The 19782-nt window shown below is 48.0% G+C and carries 21 protein-coding genes; all 21 read left to right on the forward strand.

The genetic code is table 11. The features are described 5' to 3' along the window. Positions 1-76: 76 nt before the first annotated feature. The 21 genes from RWO08_RS01345 to RWO08_RS01445 all read left to right on the forward strand — a co-directional run bounded on the left by RWO08_RS01345 (position 77) and on the right by RWO08_RS01445 (position 19727). A complete protein-coding gene (locus RWO08_RS01345) occupies positions 77-397 on the forward strand; it encodes a hypothetical protein (protein WP_314196621.1) in 321 nt (106 codons plus the stop codon). Continuing rightward, on the forward strand, positions 387-2369 hold the full coding sequence (locus RWO08_RS01350) for a V-type ATP synthase subunit I (protein WP_314196620.1): 1983 nt from the start codon (positions 387-389) through the stop codon (positions 2367-2369). The genes RWO08_RS01345 and RWO08_RS01350 overlap by 11 nt, the downstream gene beginning before the upstream one ends. A gap of 4 nt (positions 2370-2373) precedes the next feature. After that, on the forward strand, positions 2374-2853 hold the full coding sequence (locus RWO08_RS01355; RefSeq protein WP_070755362.1) for a V-type ATP synthase subunit K: 480 nt from the start codon (positions 2374-2376) through the stop codon (positions 2851-2853). A 22-nt stretch (positions 2854-2875) separates the two neighbouring features. Then, entirely contained in the window at positions 2876-3454 is a 579-nt protein-coding gene (locus RWO08_RS01360; protein ID WP_070755363.1) for a V-type ATP synthase subunit E family protein, read from the forward strand. Positions 3455-3469: 15 nt separating this feature from the next. Beyond that, positions 3470-4483, forward strand: coding sequence for a V-type ATPase subunit (locus tag RWO08_RS01365; protein WP_023390901.1), 1014 nt, complete (start codon positions 3470-3472; stop codon positions 4481-4483). Next, a complete protein-coding gene (locus tag RWO08_RS01370) occupies positions 4473-4793 on the forward strand; it encodes a V-type ATP synthase subunit F (RefSeq protein ID WP_023390900.1) in 321 nt (106 codons plus the stop codon). Before RWO08_RS01365 ends, RWO08_RS01370 begins: the two co-directional genes overlap by 11 nt. Positions 4794-4806: 13 nt before the next feature. Next, positions 4807-6594 carry a V-type ATP synthase subunit A gene (locus tag RWO08_RS01375; RefSeq protein ID WP_070755366.1) on the forward strand — a complete coding sequence of 596 codons (1788 nt, stop codon included), beginning with the start codon at positions 4807-4809 and terminating at the stop codon, positions 6592-6594. Continuing rightward, complete coding sequence (locus tag RWO08_RS01380) at positions 6581-7963, forward strand: V-type ATP synthase subunit B (RefSeq protein ID WP_023390898.1); 1383 nt, start codon at positions 6581-6583, stop codon at positions 7961-7963. Before RWO08_RS01375 ends, RWO08_RS01380 begins: the two co-directional genes overlap by 14 nt. Before the next feature lie 11 nt (positions 7964-7974). Then, positions 7975-8598, forward strand: a complete 624-nt coding sequence (locus RWO08_RS01385; RefSeq protein ID WP_070755367.1) for a V-type ATP synthase subunit D — start codon at positions 7975-7977, stop codon at positions 8596-8598. A gap of 164 nt (positions 8599-8762) precedes the next feature. After that, positions 8763-9614 (forward strand): glutamate racemase, encoded by an 852-nt coding sequence (gene racE, locus RWO08_RS01390; RefSeq protein ID WP_291427211.1) that lies wholly within the window; start codon positions 8763-8765, stop codon positions 9612-9614. Beyond that, positions 9586-10188, forward strand: a complete 603-nt coding sequence (locus RWO08_RS01395; RefSeq protein ID WP_306486034.1) for an XTP/dITP diphosphatase — start codon at positions 9586-9588, stop codon at positions 10186-10188. Before racE ends, RWO08_RS01395 begins: the two co-directional genes overlap by 29 nt. After that, the gene (locus RWO08_RS01400; RefSeq protein WP_314211073.1) at positions 10185-10739 is read left to right on the forward strand and encodes a metallophosphoesterase; all 555 of its coding nucleotides are present in this window, start codon (positions 10185-10187) and stop codon (positions 10737-10739) included. Before RWO08_RS01395 ends, RWO08_RS01400 begins: the two co-directional genes overlap by 4 nt. Further along, a complete protein-coding gene (cbpB, locus tag RWO08_RS01405) occupies positions 10720-11217 on the forward strand; it encodes a cyclic-di-AMP-binding protein CbpB (protein WP_023390893.1) in 498 nt (165 codons plus the stop codon). The genes RWO08_RS01400 and cbpB overlap by 20 nt, the downstream gene beginning before the upstream one ends. Before the next feature lie 21 nt (positions 11218-11238). Further along, entirely contained in the window at positions 11239-12051 is an 813-nt protein-coding gene (locus RWO08_RS01410; protein WP_070755372.1) for a mechanosensitive ion channel family protein, read from the forward strand. 77 nt (positions 12052-12128) lie between these two features. Next, positions 12129-12662, forward strand: a complete 534-nt coding sequence (locus tag RWO08_RS01415) for a DUF948 domain-containing protein (RefSeq protein WP_023390891.1) — start codon at positions 12129-12131, stop codon at positions 12660-12662. A 10-nt stretch (positions 12663-12672) separates the two neighbouring features. Then, on the forward strand, positions 12673-13095 hold the full coding sequence (locus RWO08_RS01420) for a YtxH domain-containing protein (protein ID WP_023390890.1): 423 nt from the start codon (positions 12673-12675) through the stop codon (positions 13093-13095). Positions 13096-13280: 185 nt separating this feature from the next. After that, on the forward strand, positions 13281-14024 hold the full coding sequence (locus tag RWO08_RS01425) for an MIP/aquaporin family protein (RefSeq protein WP_023390889.1): 744 nt from the start codon (positions 13281-13283) through the stop codon (positions 14022-14024). Positions 14025-14171: 147 nt separating this feature from the next. Continuing rightward, positions 14172-15437 carry a hypothetical protein gene (locus RWO08_RS01430; RefSeq protein WP_314196612.1) on the forward strand — a complete coding sequence of 422 codons (1266 nt, stop codon included), beginning with the start codon at positions 14172-14174 and terminating at the stop codon, positions 15435-15437. A gap of 28 nt (positions 15438-15465) precedes the next feature. After that, positions 15466-16017, forward strand: a complete 552-nt coding sequence (locus tag RWO08_RS01435; RefSeq protein ID WP_314179933.1) for a YpiB family protein — start codon at positions 15466-15468, stop codon at positions 16015-16017. Beyond that, positions 16001-17251 carry a CCA tRNA nucleotidyltransferase gene (locus RWO08_RS01440; RefSeq protein WP_314196611.1) on the forward strand — a complete coding sequence of 417 codons (1251 nt, stop codon included), beginning with the start codon at positions 16001-16003 and terminating at the stop codon, positions 17249-17251. Before RWO08_RS01435 ends, RWO08_RS01440 begins: the two co-directional genes overlap by 17 nt. Continuing rightward, the gene (locus RWO08_RS01445; RefSeq protein WP_314211074.1) at positions 17241-19727 is read left to right on the forward strand and encodes an exonuclease domain-containing protein; all 2487 of its coding nucleotides are present in this window, start codon (positions 17241-17243) and stop codon (positions 19725-19727) included. The genes RWO08_RS01440 and RWO08_RS01445 overlap by 11 nt, the downstream gene beginning before the upstream one ends. Positions 19728-19782: the final 55 nt, after the last annotated feature.

Consider the following 19782-nt stretch of genomic DNA (forward strand, 5'->3'; position numbering starts at 1 on the left):
ATGATTTTGCTATAAAAAACGGGATTGTTTTGGTATAATAGTAGGCGTATCCGAGTTATAGGAGGTGCAATTAAGTGTGAATACAACCATGAAAGAAATGCAGGCTATCGAGCGTGAAGCTGAAGCCTTAAGACGTGACTATCAAGAACAAGTAACTGCCTTAGGTCAAGTAGGTGAGGAAGAGTTGGCAGAGGTAATCGCCCAATTCGACCAAGTGACCCAAGCCCTAGTGGCAGAAGAAGAAGCCCAGTTAGAAGCACGCTATCAAGTCGCTCAAGAAGAATTAGCTTCAATCCAAGAGGCAAGTCAAGCCTTGGTTGAGCAAGTCTTAGCTGGCCAGCGTGAACACTGGCTCCAACATATTTTGACAAAGGTGGTAGACAATTATGGCCGTTAGTCCAATGCAGAAGATTACCTTGGTGACAAGCAAGGCCCTTCTGCCGGAATTACTGACTGTCCTTCAAGAAGATGGCCAGGTCCATCTCAATAACCTCAAGGTATTGGACGATTGGCAAGACCTTGAAGCCAATGAGCGAGGGACGTCTAAGCGGGAAGATGAGGCAGAAGCCGTCAATCTACTTCCCCAGCTTCAGAAACGTCAGGAAAAGGTGCAAAAGGCGCTGACCCTCTATCAACAGCATTTGCCTAAGAAGGGTCTCGTAGCCTCTTTAACCGAGGGACTGCCAGAATTGACCTTCCAAGAATTGGAAGCCCAAGGACGTCAGTTCAATGAACAATTAGCTGTTAACCGAGCAAGTCAGCTCAATAAGCGACTCAAGGATTTAGAAAAAGAAGCTCAGACCTTGCAAGCGGACTTGGCCCTCTTGACCCAATGGCAAAAGCTAGATGTCTTACCTCAAGGAGGCCAAAACCATCAAGTGGTCAATGTGGCAATAGGGACTGTGCCGGCAGATAGTATTGACCGTTACTACAAGGCTTTGGCAGCTTTGCCTGACTTAGTGGTAAAACGAGTCTTCAGCAATCCTCAAGAAGTAGGGGTTGTGGTCTTTAGTCAGAAATTATCCAGTCAAGCAGACTTCTTGGATAGCTTGGCACCTGCTTCCTTCCAGGCATTAGAGTATCCTTTTGATCGCCTGCCTCAGGAGCAACTGCCATTGACCTCTGAACGGCTCAAGACAGTGCAAGAAACCATCCAAGCCATTCGCCAAGAGTTGACCCAGTCTCAAGAGACGGTTGACCAACTCAAAGTTCAATTAGATTACTTAGCCAACCACAGTTTGCGCGAGGCAGCGAGCCAAAACGCTGGCTTAACTGAACATTTAGCGGCGGTTGAAGGTTGGACGGAAACACGCGCGACAGCTCATTTACAAGAGATTCTTAAGCAAGCTTTCAAAGGCTTAGTCGTTATGAAAGTTGCTGATGCTAAGGATGAAGAGCTAGACCAAGTACCAATTAAATTACGCAACCATCCTCTCGTGGCACCTTTTGAATCGGTGACCCGGATGTATGCCTTGCCTAAGTATAATGAAGTCGACCCAACGCCTTTCTTGGCTCCATTCTATTGGACCTTCTTCGGGATGATGGTAGCCGACTTGGGCTATGGCTTGCTGGTTATGTTAGCAACCGCAATCGGTCTCTGGTTGATTAAGGGGCGTGAAAGCCTAAGAACGACCTGTAAGTTCTACTTCTCTCTAGGGCTATCTACTGCTATCTGGGGAGCTATTTATGGGTCAGCCTTTGGCTTTAACCTACCATTTAAATTGATTGATACCAATACAGATGTCACGACCATCTTGCTGCTTTCTGTTGGGTTAGGGTTCCTGCAAATCATGACTGGACTCTTCCTCAATACCTACCAGAAAGCTAAGCGGCGTGACTTCCATGAAGCCTATGCCAATGGCTTGGCTTGGATTTTCATCTTGCTAGGCTTAGTCGCTATGATTCTGGGACCAATGATTCCAGGCGCGGCTTGGTTAGGCACAGTGGGCCAAATCCTAGCTGCCGTCAATGCTATTGGGATTGTCCTCAGCTCCGTCATCAAGGCTAAGAGCCTAGGAGGACTGGGTTCAGGTCTCTATAATCTCTATGGGATTTCTGGTTACATTGGGGACTTTGTCTCTTATACACGTCTCATGGCCTTGGGTTTGTCAGGCGGGAGTATTGGGGCGGCCTTTAACACCATTGTGGCCTTTTTACCAGTATGGGCACGCTTTAGCATTGGGCTCTTGCTCTTTGTGCTCTTGCACGGCCTTAACATCTTCCTGTCCATGCTGTCAGGATATGTCCACGGCGCTCGTTTGATGTTCGTCGAATTCTTCGGTAAGTTCTACGAAGGCGGCGGTCAGCCATTCCAGCCCCTGGCACCAGTCAATCAAAACGTTCAAACAAAAGTAAAATCGGAGGAATAATTACATGGAACATTTAGCTGCTTACTTTACAGAATACGGGGGCGCCTTCTTTGCTGGCTTAGCCATCGCTATCGCTGTTATCTTTAGTGGGATGGGGTCTTCACGTGGGGTCGGGACTGCCGGTCAAGCCGCAGCCGCTTTATTGAAAGAAGAACCAGATAAATTCGCCCAAGCCTTAATCTTACAACTCTTGCCTGGTACCCAAGGCCTTTATGGTTTCGTTATCGGCTTCTTCATCCTCTTGCGTATGTCTGCTGGGGTTAGCCTAGCAACTGGTTTGGCCTATGTTTTCGTAGCCTTGCCAGTAGGGGTAGTGGGTTACTTCTCTGCTAAGTACCAAGGGAATGTGGCGACTGCTGGTCTTCAAATCTTAGCGAAACGTCCTGAACATGTCATGAAAGGGGTCATTTTAGCGGCCATGGTAGAAACCTACGCGATTTTGGCCTTCGTTGTATCCTTCATGCTCTTAACCAACGTTCAATAGACGCTGGGGAGGAGGTCCTAATATGAGTGAAATGGAATCCTTGCGTCAAGCTATCTTGGCGCAGGTGACAGAAGAAGGAGAGGCCTTGCTCAGACGGGCGCGTCATGAACACCATGACTTGCTAGAAAAGGCTGAAGCACAAGCAATGGCGGAACGTGATCGTCATCGCCAACAGGCCTTGAATCAGGTGCGTAGTCGCTACCAACAACAATTACAACAAGTAGACTATCAGAAACGTCAAGCTAAATTGACTGCCAAACAAAAAGTCTTAACAGAACTTTTCACTGAGGCTTTGGCTCGGATGGAAGCCTGGGATAGCCAGCAAATCTGGCAGTTCATGGAACCTGTCCTAAACCAATTTACTGGCCAAGCCTTTGAATTAGCGCTAGGTGAAGACACACAAGCTAAGTTCAGCCAAGACCAACTGGATCAACTGCAAGCGCGTTATCCAGATATGGCTCTGCGGGTGCCTTTGCGCCATGAAACAGGCTTTGTCATCACCCTAGGCCGGATTGAATACAACTATCTCTTCCGCGAATTGTTAACCGCTATCTATGAAGAGGAAGGCTATCAAATTGCCAATCAAATTTTTGCTGACTAAAAAGGAGGCTAGGACATGACGGTTCATGACTATTCTCAACTGAATACAGCCATTAGTGTCAAGGAACAAAGCTTCCTCAGTCGGGCTAACCTAGTCCAACTGCTGAATGCTGTCGATGATGAACAGCTAGCTCTTTATCTGGAAGGCACACCTTATAGTGTTCCTTTGGCCGAGATTCGGCAACACGATGTCTTAGACCAGACTATTATGAAGGCGCTGGCGGCGGACTATGATTTTGCTTACCAACAATGTCCAGACCCAAATCTGGTCAATGTTTTTGGGCTCAAGTATGTCTACCACAACCTTAAACTCTTTCTGAAAATGCGGGCTATTGGACGTGACTTGTCACATCTTTTGATTCCTATTGGCCCCTATCCCTTGGAGGCGCTCAAGCACTTGAGCCTGACCCTAGAGTCTGACCTATGCGATCCCTTGATTGTGGAAGAAGTCGCTCAGACTTGGTCAGAGTATAAGGACTATGAGAACACGGTCGCCATTGATATGGGGATGGATTCAGCCTATTTCCGTCATTTGCGGGTCATTGCTGATCAAAGCGACTTGCCGCTCCTGCAAGAATTAGTGGATGCCAAGATTGACTTTTTCAATGCCATTACGGCCTTGCGTGCCCTGGCTCAAGACAAGCCAAACAGTTTTGCCTATCAATTAATGTCTCGTAAGGGGACTAAGCGACCTAAGGAAATCTTGCATTTGGCTAAAGACGGCCAGTTAGCAAGTTGGTTTAATGCCTTTAATGCCTTGCCTTATACCAAGGTTTTTGATTCCTATGTCCAAGCGATGCAATCAGGCAAGATTCAAGCCAGTCAGATGGAACAACTTCAAGATCTCTACTTGACGCACTTAGTCAATAGTGCCTCCCTAGATGCCTTGTCTGGTGGACAGATTTTGCGTTATCTGAATGGGCGTGAGATGGAAGCAGTGAATCTGCGTTTGATTCTCCTTGGTCGAGCCAATGGTATCGCCAAAGAAGCCATCGAAGAAAGGATGCGACTGGGTTATCATGACAACTAAATCTTACAAAATTGCCGTAGTCGGCAACCATGATGCCATTCTGCCTTTTCAAATGATTGGGTTTGACATTTATCCTGTCCGCCAAGTAGAGGGACTGGGTCGCCTCTTGGCGCAGTTAGCTAAGGATAACTACGGCATTATTTACCTGACAGAAGATTATGCTCAAGAAATTCCAGAAGTTCTGGCACATTACCAAGGACTCGTAACACCGGCTGTTATCTTGATTCCAACCCATAAGGGGAGCCTAGGAATCGGTAAACAACAGATTCAAGACAATGTTGAAAAAGCAGTCGGCCAAAATATCTTGTAAAGGAGGGGTTTGCTTGAAAGAAGGAAAAATTATTAAAGTATCAGGCCCTTTAGTGGTCGCTGATGGAATGGAAGAAGCCAATATTCAAGACATTTGCCGCGTTGGGCATCTGGGCTTAATTGGTGAAATTATCGAGATGCGGGGCGACCAAGCCTCCATCCAAGTCTATGAAGAAACGTCGGGCTTAGGCCCAGGTGAGCCAGTGGCTTCAACTGGTTTACCCCTGTCTGTTGAGCTAGGTCCTGGTATGATGTCTCAGATGTTTGACGGGATTCAACGGCCCCTAGAACGTTTCCGTAGCCAAACAGAAAGTGACTATCTCATTCGTGGGGTAGCCCTCCCTGTCCTAGACCGTGAACGAAGCTGGCATTTTATCCCTCAAGTTCAAGTGGGGGAAGCTGTTAAGGCCGGTCAAATTCTAGGTTATGTTCAAGAAACAGATTTAATCCAGCACCGTATCATGGTGCCGAATGGCATTTCAGGGCGCTTGACGGCCATTGAAGAAGGCGACTATCGGGTGACGGACACCGTCTACCAAATTGAAGGTAAAGACGGCCAAGTCTTCCAAGGTACCTTGATGCAAAAGTGGCCAGTTCGTAAGGGACGTCCTTTTGCCCGTAAGTTGATTCCGGTCGAACCGATGATTACGGGTCAGCGGGTAATCGATACCTTCTTCCCTGTAACCAAAGGGGGAGCAGCGGCTGTTCCAGGACCATTCGGGGCCGGTAAAACAGTGGTGCAACACCAAATCGCTAAGTTTGCTAACGTGGACATCGTCGTTTATGTTGGTTGTGGTGAACGCGGGAATGAGATGACGGACGTCTTGAACGAATTCCCAGAATTGATTGACCCAGCCAGTGGTAAGTCCATCATGGAACGGACTATTCTGATTGCCAATACCTCCAACATGCCGGTGGCGGCGCGTGAGGCCTCTATTTATACGGGGATTACCATTGCCGAATACTTCCGTGACATGGGTTATTCGGTTGCCATTATGGCGGACTCAACCTCTCGTTGGGCTGAAGCCCTGCGGGAAATGTCCGGTCGTCTGGAGGAAATGCCAGGGGATGAAGGTTACCCAGCTTACCTAGGGAGCCGAATTGCGGAATACTATGAACGAGCAGGTCGTGTAGAGGTCTTAGGGTCTGGATTAGAAGGGACCATCACCGCTATTGGGGCCGTTTCGCCTCCAGGTGGGGATATTTCCGAGCCAGTTACCCAAAACACCTTACGTATTGTTAAAGTTTTCTGGGGCTTAGATGCTGGTTTGGCGCAACGTCGTCACTTCCCATCGATTAACTGGTTGAACTCTTACTCACTCTATAGTGATGAAGTGGGTCAATATATTGACCAAACGCAGCAAGTCGATTGGGCTGCTAAGGTCACCAAGGCTATGAACCTGCTCCAAGAAGAGAGTGAATTGGAAGAAATCGTGCGTTTAGTTGGGGTAGATTCCCTATCGCCAAAAGACCGCATGACCCTCAATACGGCGCGGATGATTCGGGAAGATTTCTTGCAACAGAATGCCTTTGATGAAGTCGATACTTATACATCTTTTGCTAAGCAATATGCTATGTTGACCAACATTCTGCGCTTCCACGAAGTGGCGCAAGAAGCCTTGGTTTTAGGTGCTTATTTCCATGAAATCATGTCTGGAACCGTGGACTTGCGGGACCGTATTGCCCGGAGCAAGTTCATTCCTGAAGCGGAGCTAGATCGTATTAAGGCTCTAGCCCAAGAAATTGACTCAAGTATCCATCAAATCTTAGCCCAAGGAGGTGAACTCGATGGCAGTCATTAAAGAATACCGCACGGTCAGTGAAGTAGTAGGCCCCTTAATGTTGGTTGAAGACGTCCAAGGAGTTCGCTTTAACGAACTGGTGGAAATCCGCCTACATAATGGTGAGTTCCGCCAAGGGCAAGTCTTGGAAGTCCAAGAAGACAAAGCCTTGGTCCAACTCTTTGAAGGTTCGGCTGGTATTAACCTAGCTAGCGCCAAGGTACGGTTTACTGGTAAACCCCTGCATTTGGGGGTTTCGGAAGACATGGTCGGCCGTGTCTTCAACGGCATGGGGGAAGCCATCGACGGTGGCCCAGACCTCATTCCTGAACAATACCTTGACATTGATGGTCAGGCTATTAACCCGGTTGCGCGGGATTATCCGGATGAATTCATTCAGACTGGGATTTCGGCCATTGACCACCTCAATACCTTGGTTCGGGGGCAGAAATTACCTGTCTTCTCAGGTTCAGGTCTGCCTCATAAGGAATTAGCCGCACAGATTGCCCGCCAAGCAACTGTACTTAACTCAGATGAAAACTTCGCCGTAGTCTTTGCTGCTATGGGGATTACCTTTGAAGAAGCAGAATTCTTTATGAATGACCTGCGTGAAACAGGTGCTATGGACCGTTCCGTCCTCTTCATTAACTTGGCCAATGACCCAGCTATCGAACGGATTGCAACTCCTCGGATTGCCCTGACGACAGCAGAATACTTGGCTTATGAGAAGGATATGCACGTTCTGGTTATTATGACCGACATGACCAACTACTGCGAAGCCTTGCGTGAAGTCTCGGCAGCACGTCGGGAAGTGCCAGGTCGTCGTGGTTATCCAGGTTATCTCTATACCAACCTGTCTACCCTCTACGAGCGTGCTGGGCGGATTATTGGTAAGAAGGGTTCTGTTACCCAAATTCCAATTTTGACCATGCCAGAAGATGACATTACCCATCCAATTCCTGACTTGACTGGTTATATCACCGAAGGTCAAATTATTCTGTCACGGGATCTCTATAATAGTGGTTACCGGCCACCAATTAATGTCCTACCATCCCTGTCCCGTCTTAAAGATAAGGGGTCAGGTGAAGGTAAGACCCGTTACGACCATGCGCCAACCATGAACCAGCTCTTTGCAGCTTATGCGACTGGTAAGCAGGCTAAGGAATTAGCTGTCGTTTTAGGGGAGTCGGCTCTGTCCGATGTGGACCGTAAATACATTGAGTTCACTAATCGTTTTGAAGAAGAGTATATCAACCAAGGTTTCTATACCAACCGTTCAATCCAAGAAACCTTAGACTTGGGTTGGGAATTGCTTTCTATCTTGCCACGGACAGAACTCAAGCGGATTAAGGATGATATGTTGGATACCTTCCTTAAACCAGCAGAATAGGGGGATGGAAGATGGCGCGCTTAGATGTCAAACCGACCCGGATGGAACTTAATAACCTCAAGGATCGTCTGAAAATCGCCAGTCGTGGCCACAAGCTCCTCAAGGATAAGCGGGATGAATTGATGAGACAGTTCATTGAATTAATCCGGCAGAACAACCAACTTCGTCAGAAGGTGGAAGGGAACTTAGTTGAAGGCATGCAAGACTTCGTATTGGCTAAGTCGGTAGAGAGTGATGCTATGGTGCAGGAACTATTTGCCGTACCATCCAAGGAAGTGGCCCTAGAAATTCGTCAGGACTCCATCATGAGTGTGGCGGTGCCTAAGCTCTTCGCAGATGTCAAGGAAGCAGCCAATGCTAGCGAAGTACCTTACTCCTATGTCGGGTCCAACAGCGAAATGGACCAGGCTATTGGCTCGATTACGGCCTCCCTAGACGATCTCTTGAAGTTAGCGGAAATCGAGAAGACTTGCCAACTCATGGCAGATGAGATTGAAAAAACGCGTCGCCGTGTTAATGGTTTAGAGTATCAGATTATTCCGCAGTTAGAAGAGACCATTTACTATATCGAAATGAAGCTTGAAGAAGCCGAACGGGCCAACCTGATTCGGATGATGAAAGTGAAGAATATGTAAGCCTAAGAGGCTGGGAACCATCCCAGCCTCTTTTGTCGTGTGTAGACTTAGACACATATTTTTAAAGATTTCCTTATCGCCAGAGGTCATCCATTTAGTTTGATGGGTATTTGTGATAGAATAGAAGTAAGCGTATTAGAAAGTCTAGTTAAGGAATGAATGTCATGAAAGATTTACCAATTGGCTTTATCGATTCAGGTTATGGGGGCCTGACAGTCGTCAAGCAGAGCCTCAAGCAACTGCCTAATGAATCCATTATTTACTTGGGGGACAATGCCCGTTGCCCATATGGACCACGGTCCATGGAAGAGGTTAAGGATTTTATTTGGCAGTTAACCCGTTTCCTGCTTAAAAAAGGCATTAAGATGCTAGTCATTGCCTGCAATACCGGGACAGCTGCAGCCTTGGAAGAGATTCGCCAGACCTTGGACATTCCAGTGGTCGGGGTCATTCATCCTGGTAGCCGGGCTGCCATTGAGCGGACAGAGAATAACCATATCGGCGTTATCGGGACCCAGGGGACCATTGCAAGTAACCTTTATGAACGGGTCATGAAGGATAAGGCAGACTATCTGCAGGTTACGAGTGTGGCCTGCCCAAGCTTTGTCCAATTAGTAGAAAATCACCAGCTTAATAGCCCTCTGGCCTGGCAACAGGTTAGAGAAAGCTTAAGTGCCTTTGACCAGACAGGGATTGACACTCTGGTCATGGGCTGCACCCATTATCCCCACCTCAAGCCGCTTATTCAGGCGGTCATGGGTCAAGGAGTGACCTTGATTGATTCAGGGGTAGAGACCTTGAATGAGGTCAGCATGCTCTTAGACTATTTTGGTTTGAGTCGCAGTGCCAAAGACGCGCAGATTCAGCCACCAAGCCAGCATTTCTATACGACAGGGGATGCAAAGCAATTTGCTCAGTTCGTGACTGCTTGGCTGGAACAAGCAGAGCCAAGCATCGGTCAGTGCCAAATTGAAGGAGATGAGATTCTTGAAGTTAGTCATCGCAACGCAGAATAAAGGCAAAGTAGCCGAATTTGAACGTCTTTTGGGGCCTAAGGGCATTGAAGTTGTCTCGCTCTTAGACTATCCTGATTTACCAGATGTTGAAGAGACGGGGGATAGTTTCGAAGCCAATGCCCGACTCAAGGCAGAAAGCATTGCTAAGCTTTTGAATTTACCAGTCTTAGCAGACGATTCGGGTCTAGTGGTACCTTATCTAAATGGTGCACCTGGCATCTATTCGGCTCGCTATGCCGGCCAACCTAAGTCTGACAAGGCCAATATTGACAAACTCTTGCGGGAAATGAGCCAAGCCAGTGGGGATCAACGCCAGGCCTACTTCGTCACTTGCTTAGTGCTAGCCTCGCCTGAACATGACAGTCATGTCGTAGAAGGACGGGCCTATGGGACTATTGCGCTGGAGCCAAGTGGAGAATCGGGTTTTGGCTACGATCCAGTATTCTATGTGGACCAAGAAGGGGCTACCTTTGCCCAAATCCCACTAAGTCGTAAGAACCAAATCAGCCATCGGGCCAATGCCATTAAGGCCCTCCTGGCTAGCCTACCTGAATGGCTTGAGGTGACAGCATGAAAATCTTATTAATGAGTGACAATCATGGCCGTTGGCCTAAAGTCCATGAATTAGTTGAGTATTACCGGCCACAAGTTGATCTTATTCTGCATTGTGGTGACTCAGAGTTTGCCCCTGATGATCCCGTCTGGGAAAAAGTAGATGCGGTGGTAACCGGTAATAATGACTATGACCCAGAATATCCGGATGAATTGATTATCAATACTCGCCAAGGGCGCATTTTCCTGACTCATGGCCATTTTCATAATGTCTACTTTAATAGCAAACGGATGGTCAAGGCAGCTCATGACAATCACTGCCAGTTTGCCTTCCACGGCCATACCCATGTGGCCTATGCCAAGATTGAGGATGGCGTCTTGCTCTGCAATCCGGGTAGCCTTAACTACTCACGGGGCTCCTTGCCTTATCGGACCTATGCCATCCTAACTTTTGAAGCTCAAACTATTAAAGTTGAGTTCTACGATGATGACAAACATCGCTTGGATCAGTTGACCCAAGTTTTTGATCGAAAATTACTTGAGGAGGCTGGATATGATACATCCCAAAATTGAAGCCTTAGTGGCTAGCAAGATGCTGGACTTCATGATTCCAGCGGATAATGTTGCCAATGTGATTGACCAACATACCCTAAGTACCGGGCTTTTAATCTTAACCCAGTCCAACTATACCATGATTCCGGTTTTGTCAGCCGAGTCTAAGTTGATGGGGGTCATCTCCATGTCCATGATCATCAAAGCCGTCATGACGGTAGATGCCATTGAAATGGAGCGCCTGGACGAGCTGAAGGTTCGTGATGTTATGCTGAGTCAACCGGTGCGTGTCCAAGCTAATTGTCATTTAGCGGATGTGCTCAACTACTTAATTGATCAGAACTTTGTTTGTGTGGTGGATGGGGATAACCGTTTCTTAGGCATTATTACTCGTAAGAACGTTATGCAGCGTCTAACCCACCTTCTGCATTTGACTTCCAATCCTGGAGAGGTGGCTCGCCTTATTAAACTTTTCGAGACTGCTGAGGCAGTGGTCTAGCAAAGGGGGCAGACAGAGACAGTGGATGTCTTTAACCAAATTAGTCATTTAGCCTGGCCGGAAATTCTCAACCGGCTCTGGCAATTCTTCCTAGTAACGGTCATCTTTTGGCTGGGGAGAGGCTTGGTCAATCGCTTTTTCGAATCTAGATTGCGCCACAAGGTCTTCCAGGTAGCACCTAAGACTTCACCTCAAAGACTCCAGACCATTTGGACCATTACTAAGAATGCTATTAACTATGCCTTTTATTTCTTCTATGTCTATGCTGTTCTAGGTATCCTAGGTTTTCCAGTTTCAACCTTAGTAGCCGGGGCCGGGATTGCCGGGGTAGCCGTCGGGTTAGGGATCAAGGACTTCATTACCGATGTGGTCAATGGCTTCTTCATTATTTTGGAGGGACAATACGAAGTAGGCGAAGAAGTCAAAATCGGGGACATTCGAGGCAAGGTCCAGACGGTGGGAATTCGGACGACCATTATCCAGGGAACCAGTGGCAATCGCTACTATATTCCAAATGGAGATATTAGTATTGTCAATAACCTTAGTCGGGAGAACCGCCAAATCGTCATTGATTTACCCATTACGGACCAGACCCAGCTGGAAGACTTGGCCCATCAGGTTCAAGTCATAACGGAGGGGCTGAGCCAGGACTATGCAGAGGATTTAACAGCTGAACCGGTTATTAGCGGTGTGGTCAAGGATACGACCACAGGGAAATTTTATTATCAGATTTCCTTCTATGTGACCAACGGTGCTCAGGGGCGGTTGACAGGGGCATTTTATTTCCGCTATTTGACTCAGCTTCAACAGGCTGGGATTCATCTCTTGGATTAAGTGCTTACCTTGTTCTCCTCTTAGAATCGTGGTATGATAAGAATAGTAAAGTTTAACGTGAAAGGATTTGAGGCAGAATGGAATGGACAAGCATTGCGGCCTTGATTGCGGCGCTAGCCTTTGCGCTATTAGTCCTCTTTCTGTGTTGGACCTTAATTGGTTTCAACAAAATCATGAAAGAAGTTAAGCAAACGGTGGTCGAGGTCAATGATTCCATCAAAATCATTACCAAAGATGTGGACCAACTCTCAATTGAAGTGGAAGGACTTCTTAATAAGTCCAATAGCTTGGTTGACGATCTGAATGGCAAGTTAGCACAAACTGACCCGCTCTTCAAGGCCGTAGGCGATTTGGGGACTTCAGTCAGTGGCGTACAGGCTTCTACTCGTAAGGTGACCCAATCCTTCAAGGCAGGCCACTTCTTAAAACGTGTGACACCTTTTGGCAACCGTAAGCAAGAAGCAGAAACTAAGGCGCCAGCAGCAGCGGGTGTCAAACCGACGACGCCTACAGCTGACAAGCCTAAGCCTAAGGCGACCGGATCACAGTTGGATTACTTAATCCAGAAGAAACCGTCACAAACGGCGGGCGAAATTACACTAAAGAAATGAGGTATGAAGCATGTCAAGAAAATCAGGATTTTTTGCAGGTTTAGTATGGGGGAGCCTTGTAGGGGCTGCCGTAGCCCTCTTGTATGCCCCAAAGGCAGGGAAAGAATTGCGGGAGGACTTGACTGAGCGTGCTCATGAATACAAGGACTTAGCAGGTGAACGTTTTGTTGAATATCGCGACCTCGCCTTAGAACGGGCAGGGGAGTACCGCGATTTAGCAGTCGAAAAAGGGGTTAACTTCTATGATGCGGCTAACAGCAAGACGGAAGAAATCCGGGTGAGCTTAGCTAAATCAGCCCAAGAACTCAAGGACCAATTAGTTCACGCTACCTTCCCTTCAAAACAAGAGGAAGTAGCGGAAGATGCTGAGACGGTTATTACGGAGTTCAAGGAAGCCTTAGAACAACAAGCTAACCAAGCAGAAGAAGCCTAAGAATTGATAACTGGAAACGGCGATATCGTTTCCAGTTTTTTGATGGGTAAAAATCCTGATAAGAAAGCGTTTTGAAATACAAAATGGCAATTGAAAGCCCCCCTGACATATGGTACACTTAGCAAAGGAATAATCCATCAGCACCAGACGGTGTGATTTTTCATTATAAAAAGGAGTTATGTAATATGTCATTAGGCGTACGTTTATTTGCAGAATTTTTAGCCACTGCCATGTTAATCGTCTTAGGTAACGGGGCTGTTGCCAACGTTGACTTAAAAGGCACCAAAGCGGGTAGCGGTGAAGGGGCTCACGGTTGGAACCTGATTGCGATCGGTTATGGTTTTGCGGTTATGATGCCAGCTATGATCTTCGGTCACGTCAGCGGTAACCACATCAACCCAGCTTTCACCCTCGGTTTGGCTATCAATGGTAACTTCCCATGGGCAGAAGTTGTGCCTTACATTGTGGCTCAATTCTTAGGGGCAATGTTCGGTCAACTCTTAGTAGTGGCAATGTACAAGCCTTACTATGATCAAACAACCAACCAAGCACACATCTTGGGGACTTTCTCAACGGCTAACGCTGCTAACAGCCATTTGAACGGTTTTGTGGGCGAATTTATTGGTTCTTTCATCCTCTTCTTCGCAGCAGTAGGGATTACCAAAGGGCAAATGTTCGCTAACAACCCAGGTTTGGCTCACTTAGCGCTTGGTTTCTTGGTATGGGCTTTGGTTATCGCAGTCGGTGGGCCAACCGGTCCAGCCCTCAACCCAGCGCGTGACTTAGGTCCACGTTTGGTTCACCAATTCTTACCACTTAAGAACAAAGGGGACTCTAACTGGTCTTACGCTTGGGTACCAGTACTTGCCCCAATTTGTGCAGGGATTTTAGCAGTCTTTGTATTCAACACTTTCTTCTTAGTAAAATAAAGACCATTCTAGAGGCTGGGATTATCCCAGCCTCTTTGCTTATCTAGAAATTGGTCGCCCTTAGTGGGTTGCTTACTTAAGCACTCTTTGCCTAGCTGGGAGTGACTCCCGTTAGGCTTCGTGGTATAATAAGAGCGGAGGTGTCTTATGAGTGAATTAAGCCGTTGGATTGAAGCCTGTGAGGAATGTCAATCCCTAGACCAAGTCAATAGTGTCTTAGAAGGGGCACTCCTAGAGGCACCAGATGATACCCAAACCTATCAAAGTTTGCTAGATTTATCGGATTACTTTGCTAAGCGGGGCTATCGGGACTGGCAAGTCTGGCTCTTAGACCAGCTCTATCAGCTGACTCATAAGAAAAAGGTTGCTTATTACCTGGCCAAGGCTTGCTTTCAGCTAGCAGACTACCCCAGTGCCTATGAATGGTTGAGCCGGGCTAAGACAGACCAAGCCGTCTTTCTCGTCCAATGGTTAGAGGCTCAGATTCTCTTTGAGCTGGGGCAAGTAAAGGCCTGCCAGAAGGTCTTACAGGACTTAATTCAGATCTATCCGACTCGCTTTGAGCCTTATCAACTGCTTGCGCAAGCCAAGATTGAAGAAGGGGACTATAGCAAGGCCAAGTACTACTATCAAGTTCTGCTAGACTACTTCTCAGATAAGGTGGACCGAGCCTTGATTCGGCAACGGCTTCTGGCTTTAGCCTTAGAAGATGAGATGATTCAGCTGGAATGGATTCAATCCCTAGCAAGTTGGGAAGACCTGCCGCTGGTTAGTGCGGAAGATTATTATCTCTTGGCCTTGGCCTACCAAAAGGCGGGGCATCTGGCTCTCGCTTATGAGGCTGCTCAACAAGCCCTTACCCTGGACTCAGATTCTGTGGACATCCACTACCTAGTGGCAGAGTTGGCTTTAGGCCTGGGACACCAAGCTGGCTTGAAGGAGAACCTTGACTGGCTCTTTCAAGTGACTCTGGCAGATGATGGCCGCATGGCGGATTATCTGGCCTTATGCCAGGCCATTGACTATCTGACGCCGGCCATTAAGGATAAGTTGCTGGATGCCTATCTGCTCCAGGAAGATGAAGATTTGACCTATGCCATTGCAACCTATCTGATTGCTTGGCTAGCTCAGCACGAGGGCGCCCAGGCAGCCTTAGAGGTCTTAGATACTCTGGCGCCAGACTTTCCAGATCCCGAATATTTGTCTTGTCTCTATGCACCGCTCTATGCTGAACTAGACCAGCGGGATCAGGCTCAAGTTGCCTATCAAGAGGCCTTGGACCTGATGGCAGGGGATCAGGATTTTTGGTTACAAGCCCGTCAGTATTTTGAGGCTTGGGGCTTAGACCAAGAACTTGCCACTTTAGACCGAATTTTGGCGGAAACAGACCAGTCTCAGAATATAGAAGAGTAAAGATAAGTCTAAGAAAGGAGGACACACTGTGATTAATAAGCATCAACGTAAACGTCAGTTTATCGCTTGGCTCTTGCAGCATTATCGGCATGCCAATCCAACGGTTAATTACTTGCTAGAGTTTTTAATGGTTCAGCCTGATTATATTCAATATGTTGAGTTTTCAGATCAAGTCGAATATGCCAGTCACGGTGTCTATATCTCCTATGTGGAACAGACGGCGGTGCCTTTCCGCTACTATAAGGAAGGCAAGTCCTACAGCTCCTGTGAGCAGGCTTTCCACGATTTGAGACTTAATACTCAGGGCGGGCAACCCGTTACTTTTTACATCGAACTTAATATTCCTGACTATATAGCGACCCTCTACCGCTATGATCTCTTTACTCAGCCGGATTATTTACCTGAAGACAGTGCCTTTTTGGATCAATTGGAAATGGGACTGACTCAGGTTACCCGCCAAGTCAGACGCAAGCAATTGAAGGAGCAGGTCGACCTAGCTTTAGATCAGGGAGCTTTTGATATCGTCAATCAACTATTAAATCAGCTGGAGGAACTAGAAGGGCATGACCAAGACTATTAATCTCAATAATCCCCTGTTTCAGACGGCCATGCCCCTCCTAGAAGCCATTGAGTCTCATGGTTATGAGGCTTATTTTGTTGGTGGCTGCGTGCGTGATGCCCTCTTAGGCAAGGAAATTCATGATATTGACATTGCAACCAGTGCGACACCGGATGAAATCCAGGGGATTTTTCCGGTCACTTTTGATGTGGGCAAGAAGCACGGGACCATTGTAGTGGTCTACAAGAAAGAAAACTATGAAATTACCACCTTCCGAACGGAGGGGACCTATAGTGATCGGCGCCGGCCTGACCAGGTGAACTTTGTTCGCAATTTACGCGAGGATACGCTGAGACGGGACTTCACCATTAATGCCTTGGCCTTGGACCGTTTGGGCAGGGTCTATGACTACCATGGTGGGGAGCAGGATCTACAAGCCGGCATTATACGTGCTGTTGGGACTGCCCTGGAACGTTTCGATGAAGATGCTCTGCGTATGATGCGGGCCCTGCGCTTTGCTAGCCAATTAGGCTTTGAGATTGAGTCCCAGACCTTTGAGGCTATTGGACAACTAGCCCCTAACTTATCCTATGTGTCCATTGAACGCATTCGGATTGAGCTCAGTAAGCTCATGCAAGGTGACTATCTAGGGACAAGCTATAAACCCTTGACTGAATCTGGTCTTTGCGCTTATTTATTGGGCATGGAGCAAGTAGATTCCTTAGCCGTCTGGCGGCAGGTCTATAAGACCCTGGCTGCTCAAATTGCTGCTGGCGTAGCGCGCGATGAACGCTTGGTTTGGTGGGCATTAGTTAAGGCCTTGGGCCTGGACTCTGCTCAGGCGCGAGTCTTTTTACGTGACTGGAAGCACAGCAATCCTTTCATTAAGGATGTCAGCGACTTATTGGACTTAGATCAAGCCTTTGCAGCAGGCCCACTGGATGCCTGGCAACTTTATCAGATGCCAGCCCATGTTTTGTCTATTTATGAGACCTATGCCTATCATCAAGCCTGGTTGAGCCAACCTCATCAACTGACCCAAGCTAAGGCCCAATTGCCGCTTGCCAGTCGGTCGGACTTGGCCATTAATGGGCAAAAGGTCATGGAGGCGCTAGGCTTAAGTCGAGGTAATGCCGGACTTGGTCGCCTACTTTTGGAGCTGGAGCGCCAGGTCGTCATGGGGGATTTGGCTAATGACCCAGCCGGCCTCTTGGCCCAAGCTCAAGCGTTAGGAGCTGATTATCTTGAAAGCTAAAGGACTAAGAATTGCGGTTGTCGATTTAGAGACAACGGGCTCTCACCTAGATCAAGGTGATCAAATTATCCAAATAGGGGCTGTCCTGATTGAAGATGGACAAGTCCTAGCCCAACACAGTATGTTACTCAATCCTGAACGAGACATTCCCACTCATATTACGGCCATCACAGGCATTCAACCAGACCAGGTTCAGGATGCGCCGACCTTTAGCCAGGTGGCAGGCCTCTGGTATGAGCGACTCAAAGATTGTTTCTTTGTGGCCCACAACCTGGGCTTTGACTTGACCTTTTTGCAGGCCAAGTTTGCTGAACAAGGCTTGGACTTTCAGCCACCTGCCTTGGACACTGTCCAGTTAGCTAAAATCTTCCTGCCACAGGCACCAGGTTTTAACTTGCAAGACTTGAGCCAGTTCTTTGGCTTGAACTTCCAAGACGCCCATGATGCCCTGGGGGATGCCCGGATGACGGCCCATTTGTTGGATGTTTTGGCTCATCAGGCAGCGGATTTAGACTATGGGACTAAACTGGCCTTGCAAGCAATTTTTAAGGCTTTGCCCTATCAAGCTAACCAATTTCTCAACCAAGCTAGCAGCTTTTATTGCCAGGTAAGTTGGCCAGAGGGGCAGGGCGTCAGTCAAGCTCAAGCTAGTCATGCCAGCCTCATTAGCGCCAAGCAAAGAACCGCAGTGGCCTATTGGCAAGAAGCCGGTCAGGATAAATCACCCTTAGTGCTAGAAGCTCACGCCCGTCAGGACCATCAAGGCTTGGCACTGGCGCTACTCCATGCTTGGCGCCAAGAAGGGGACAAGGCCCTGCTCGTTTTAGAAAATGAGGGTCAAATCAGCTATTGGCAAGCCCTGTGGCAAGAAGTCAGCAGTCAGGAGGCGGGCATTTACCGACCATCCTATCAGTTTGTCGATATGGCCTCAGTCTACCAATTCTGCCATGAATTTGATTTAAGCCGGGCCAACCAACAGGAGCTTACCGTTCTAGCGGCTGCCTTGGTTTGGTTGACGAGCAGCCAGTACGGCTGTTTGGATGAATTGAACTCTGAACTGGATATTAGTCAGATCATGCGGCGCTATGATTTTGTGGCTAAGACGGGTAAGAAGGTGGGCTATCACCGTTACCTGGAGGGGCTTAAAGCCAAAGACTTAGTTTTAATGAGCCAAAAAGATTGGCTGTCCTTAAAGCAAGTCGCTGACAGCCCACTGGCCTTTCTGGGTCAGGCTCGGGTTCTAGTCCTAGACCTAGAGGCCAGCTACCAAGGCCTGGTGGACCAAGAAGGCACTACTCTGGATGCCAGCCAGCTCTTTGTAGAGCTGAAGGCCTTACTAGATCAAGGCCAGGAGGAAGCTCAGTTAGAGTTTTGCCTAGCCACTAGCTATGACCTGCTGGAAAGTATGCGGGCAGAGTTTGAAGCCAGTGATTTAGGTAATGCTAGTAATGACTGGTGGACAGCCTGCCTAGTCAAGGGCAGCCCCCGTTATTTGACCGTCATGGCTCAATTGGCGACTTTAGGCCAGCAGCTAGAGGACTGGTTGAAAACCGCCAAACTAGCAGCCAAACAAAAACGGACCTACCGCCATCTGGCAACGACCTGTCGACTACTAGCCAAGCAGTCAGAGGGGAGCTATATCCGACTTCAAGGCCAGGTCAGCAATGGCCAAATCTACCAATTGGCCCTTAGCCGGGTGCCTTTAATCATGACAAACAAGCACCTGCCTCAGCTAAGCCAGTACCAGCAGATCGCCTTCTTGTCGGACGGCCAGTATGACCAGCCTTTAGGCTATGGCCTGGCACGTTTCTGGCAAGTGGGGGCCACTTATTTAAGCCTACCTGAGCAAAGTCAAGTCAGCAATCTGACCCTCCAGGTGCCATTGGCTTATGCCCAGTCAGGTCAGGGCTATGAAGAGGCCGAGCAATTGCTGGCCTTTATCAAGGATTATCTGGCCGAGAAGGGGGCTAGCCACGTCCTAATTCTTGCCAATAACAAAGCCCAAGCCCAGACATACTATCGTCTCCTATGGGAAAGTTCCCTCCTGGAAGAGGGCTACCTGATTTATAGTCAGGGACAAAATGGTAGCCTTAAGAAAATTAAGCGTCGCGCCGAAGGTGATGACAAGGCCATTGTCATTGTGCCCAGACGCCTCTTCCTAGAGGAGTCCTTCACTCTGTCAGTCGATCAGCTCTTAGTAGTCTTAGACCGTCTGCCATTTGACTCCTTGACCAATGAGCGGACCCTAGGCCAAGGCCAGGTGCTTGGCTTATCAGATAACCAGGCTTTTGATCAATTAACCCTACCGCAGATGATTTTCCGTCTTAAGAAATTGTTGGCTCAAGTCGCTAGCTCTAGTTGCAAGTCGGACTACTATCTCCTAGATGAACGCGTTTGGACTCGTTATTATAGCCCTAAGGTTGAGGAATACTTGTCGCCCGCCATTGACCTGGTTCCCATCTTGCCCAGTCACTAATCCAGCCTAGTCAGCTAGCCAAAAATTCATGCAATTTTGGAGAAATTATGGTATG

Source organism: uncultured Abiotrophia sp., assembly GCF_963520105.1.
GTDB lineage: Bacteria > Bacillota > Bacilli > Lactobacillales > Aerococcaceae > Abiotrophia.